The 4506-nt window shown below is 55.8% G+C and carries 3 protein-coding genes; 1 reads left to right on the plus strand and 2 read right to left on the minus strand.

The genetic code is table 11. From position 1 onward, the window contains the following. Nucleotides 1–226 precede the first annotated feature (226 nt). Both clpA and gloB read right to left on the minus strand, forming a co-directional pair. Nucleotides 227–2557 (minus strand): ATP-dependent Clp protease ATP-binding subunit ClpA, encoded by a 2331-nt coding sequence (clpA, locus tag AC221Y_RS20595; protein WP_299753457.1) that lies wholly within the window; start codon nt 2555–2557, stop codon nt 227–229. Between the two features lie 174 nt (nt 2558–2731). Next, entirely contained in the window at nt 2732–3493 is a 762-nt protein-coding gene (gene gloB / locus AC221Y_RS20600; RefSeq protein WP_299753455.1) for a hydroxyacylglutathione hydrolase, read from the minus strand. A 63-nt stretch (nt 3494–3556) separates the two neighbouring features. Between gloB and AC221Y_RS20605 the strand changes: the two genes are divergently transcribed. Then, on the plus strand, nt 3557–4303 hold the full coding sequence (locus AC221Y_RS20605; RefSeq protein WP_299753453.1) for a hypothetical protein: 747 nt from the start codon (nt 3557–3559) through the stop codon (nt 4301–4303). The last annotated feature ends 203 nt before the right edge of the window (nt 4304–4506 follow it).

Genomic DNA, 4506 nt, shown 5'->3' on the forward strand with positions numbered 1-4506 from the left:
CGGGTCGGCGGAATTTGGTAGCCGTCTATTGCCGCTATGGGGCATGTTCAGCCACACCACTCTTGGGTACAGAGCAATTGCGGCAAAGCGGACCGCATGTACGACGAGACTATCTAAAAAACGGGCGAACATTGGGGTCCCTTATTGAAGAAGTGTGCTTGCGGTCACTTATCAAAAGAAAAGGCCCCGCAAATTGCGAGGCCTTTCCAAATAAAACGTAAGACACTTAATCAGCCGTCAGCAAAGGCGGCTTTTTCTTCGGTGAAATCCGCTTCGTCTTATATTCGATCCGAAGGTCCAACTTGCCTTCCTTCACGCCCACTTTGACGATGCCGCCCTTGGCCAACTTGCCAAACAACAACTCCTCAGCCAACGGTTTTTTGATGTATTCCTGGATCACGCGTCCCAGAGGGCGCGCGCCCATGGTGTCGTCATAGCCCTTATTTGCAAGCCATTCCGCTGCGGGACGGGTCAGTTCGATAAGGACGTTGCGGTCCATAAGCTGTGCTTCAAGCTGCAACACGAACTTCTCCACGACCTGAAGAATAACCTCCTTCGGGAGCGCACCAAAGCTGATCACCGCATCCAGACGGTTGCGGAATTCCGGCGTGAACATACGTTCAATCGCGGCTGTATCTTCGCCTTCGCGCCTGTCGCGACCAAAGCCAATTGCAGCTTTCGCCATATCAGCCGCGCCCGCGTTCGAGGTCATGATAAGCACGACATTGCGGAAATCGATTTTGCGCCCGTTGTGATCTGTCAGACTGCCGTGGTCCATGACCTGAAGCAGGATGTTGAACACATCGGGGTGCGCTTTCTCGATCTCGTCAAGCAACAACACGCAATGGGGATGCTGATCGACACCGTCGGTCAAAAGACCACCCTGATCAAAGCCAACATATCCCGGAGGCGCACCAATCAGACGCGAGACCGCGTGTTTTTCCATGTATTCCGACATGTCAAAGCGTAGCAGCTCGACACCAAGCACGTCCGCCAATTGTTTGGCGACCTCGGTCTTACCGACACCCGTTGGACCGGCGAACAGATAGTTACCAATTGGCTTTTCCGGTTCGCGCAGACCCGCGCGGCTTAGCTTGATCGCAGACGACAGCGCGTCAATGGCATCGTTTTGCCCGAACACAACGCGCTTCAGCGAGGCATCCAAATTCTTCAACACGGCAGAATCGTCTTTCGAGACGTTCTTGGGCGGAATGCGCGCGATCTTGGCGACCACGTTTTCGATCTGTCTGACGTCGATTATCTTGTCGCGCTTGTCAGCTGGCACCAGATGCTGTGCAGCACCCGCCTCGTCGATCACGTCGATTGCTTTATCCGGTAGCTTCCGGTCGTTGATGTAACGCGCGGACAATTCAACCGCGGTGCGCACGGCATCGTCGGTGTAGCTGACCGAGTGATGCTCCTCGAAATACGGCTTCAGGCCGAGGAGGATTTTCACGCTGTCCTCAACAGTCGGTTCGTTCACATCAATCTTCTGGAACCGGCGGCTTAACGCACGGTCCTTTTCGAAATGCTGACGGAACTCCTTGTACGTGGTCGACCCCATGCAGCGCAGTTTGCCGCCTTGAAGCGCAGGCTTCAGAAGGTTGGATGCGTCCATCGCGCCGCCAGACGTGGCACCAGCCCCGATGACGGTATGAATTTCGTCTATGAACAGGATCGCATCGGGATGCTCTTCCATCTCGGTCATGACGGCTTTCAGACGTTCCTCGAAGTCACCGCGATAGCGTGTGCCGGCCAGAAGCGCGCCCATATCGAGCGAGAAGATGGTCGCGCCCAGCAGCACTTCCGGTGTTTCCTTGGCGATAATTTTACGCGCCAGACCTTCGGCAATGGCCGTTTTACCGACACCAGGATCACCCACCAGAAGCGGGTTGTTCTTGCGGCGGCGGCACAGCACCTGAATGCAGCGTTCGACCTCTTCGTGGCGCCCGATCAGCGGATCAACATCGCCCTTTTCTGCCTTCACGTTCAGATCGACACAATATTTAGCCAGAGCAGATTCTTTGGGTTCCGCTTCCGACGATCCGGCCGCGGCCTGGGCTTCGTCGTCAAACTCAGGCGCACCAGACACCGACCGGCTCTCGCCAAAGGACGGGTCCTTCGCAACGCCATGAGCGATAAAGTTGACGGCGTCGTAGCGGGTCATGTCCTGTGCTTGCAGGAAATACGCCGCATTAGATTCGCGTTCGGCGAAGATTGCCACCAACACATTTGCGCCGGTAACTTCCGTGCGGCCCGAAGACTGCACATGGATTGCGGCGCGCTGTATCACACGCTGGAAGGCGGCGGTTGGCACGGCTTCCGACCCTTCAACTTCTGTTACAAGTGTCGACAGATCATCGTCGATGAAATCGTTCAGAGTCTTCCGCAATTCTTCCAGATCAACGGAACAGGCCTGCATCACCTTGGCGGCGTCAGGTTCATCGATCAGGGCCAGAAGTAAATGTTCCAGCGTTGCAAGCTCGTGGCGGCGCGAATTGGCGATTGCCAGTGCCGCGTGGATCGCATCTTCGAGCGTCTTTGAAAAAGATGGCACGCTCTGTGCTCCTTACATTATAGGTCCGGCGGGACAGGCCCCACCATACCGTGGCCTCATAGTCTTAGACTTCGGTTAGTTTCGCCGAGCTTCAAGACATTTTTCCTTGCGATACATCACATTTTTACTTTGTGACGCATTTTACCACGTAAATCGCAGAAAATTATGGCATTTTTAGAAAGAATCTTTTCTACGCCTGATTTCTGCGAAGACTTCTGCGTCTGTGGCTCCGCTCATATTTAGGGTGTCTTTCAGGCTCTGCAATCCCGCGCGCAGGAAAGGATTGGTCTGAAGCTCAAGTTTTAGCGTTGAAGGCACGGTAGGTTGGCCCGCGGAGCGGGCCACTTTGATGTCGGAAATGCGCTGTACCAAATCGGGATTTTCCGGCTCGATTGTGATGGCAAACCGGCCATTGGCTTCGGTATATTCGTGACCGGAACAGACCGTTGTTTCCGGCGGGAGGTTTGCCAGGCGTGAAAGACTGTTCCACATTGTGTCCGGAGTGCCTTCAAATAAGCGGCCGCACCCAAGCGCCATTAAGCTGTCTGCGGTGAAAACAGCGTTCGCCTGCGCGACGTAAAATGCAACGTGTCCGAGAGTATGGCCCGACACATCCATTACGGTCACAGGAAAATCGGCAAAATCGAAGCTGTCGCCGTCGACATGGGCATGGTCAAGCTCCGGCAGGCGGTGCGCATCGATCTTCGCTCCCCGTACTGTTGCGCCGAACTTCCGGCGCAACGTGTCGACGCCGTCAATGTGGTCGTCGTGGTGATGGGTGATCCAGATCTCGTCCAACCCCCAACCCCGGTCCGCAAGCGCCGATATAATCGGTCCAGCCTCGGGCGCGTCGACAAGAGCAGTCTTGCCGTCCGCATGAAGTAGAAAGGCGTAATTATCGGTCCGGCAGGGAATTGTGATCAGATCAAATGTCATGGCAATGTAAATTTAACCCTATATGGTTTTCAGGAAGTTTCAGCCAAAAGAAGGCAGAGCGCAATGCACCTCGATGTGCTCGATCTTAGAACGTTTTATTATCGTACCCAACTGGGGCGCGGTGCTCAGGCGGCTATCCGCGCCCAGGTTACAACTTTGTGGCCCGAGGCCAAAGGGCAGAACGTCGCCGGTTTCGGCTTCGCAGCACCATTGTTGCGACCCTACCTCAGCGAGGCGCGCCGGGTCACCGCCCTGATGCCGGGACAACAGGGGGTGATGCCTTGGCCTGCTGGCATGGCGAACGTGTCGGTGCTTTGCGAAGAAACGCAGTGGCCTGTCGAGACTGACAGTATCCACAAGCTGATCGTGATGCATGGGTTAGAGGCCAGCGAACATCCAATTGAGTTGCTGGAAGAATGTTACCGGGTTCTTGCGCCAGAAGGCCGCGCTTTGTTCATCGTGCCGAACCGCGTGGGGCTTTGGGCGCGACGCGATGGCACACCTTTCGGCTTTGGTCGGCCTTTCTCGCTTGGCCAGCTTGAAGCGCAGTTGCGTGTTATGGGCCTGCTGCCGACGCGCCATGTTGCAGCCCTTTATCAACCCCCAAGTGCGACGCCGTTTTGGCTGAAGACCGGGGAGATGTGGGAGAAGCTGGGGCGCAAAGTCTCAAACCGGTTTGCGGGCGGTGTCTTGATGGTGGAGGTCAAAAAGCAGGTACCAGCCCCGCCCCGTCCGGGCCTGAGCGAGGCGATACGGCGCCCCTTGCGCGTTTTGGACGGACTTAAACAACCCGGCGCAAAGCCAGTTTAGGGCCAATTTAAAGGCTGACAACGTGAGAAAAAGTGGATCAGTGCATCTTTTCAGTGCCTTAGAATTGCGCAAACCGTCGCACCTTTGGCTAAGTGTCTGACATTGCTCAATCTGGCGGCCCCCGACAATCTCCAATACCCGGTTGCCGGGTCAAACAGGCTCTGCTACATCACCGCTGATTTTGAGGCGCGGTCGCTCGACCG

The sequence above is a fragment of the Boseongicola sp. genome (assembly GCF_057460485.1).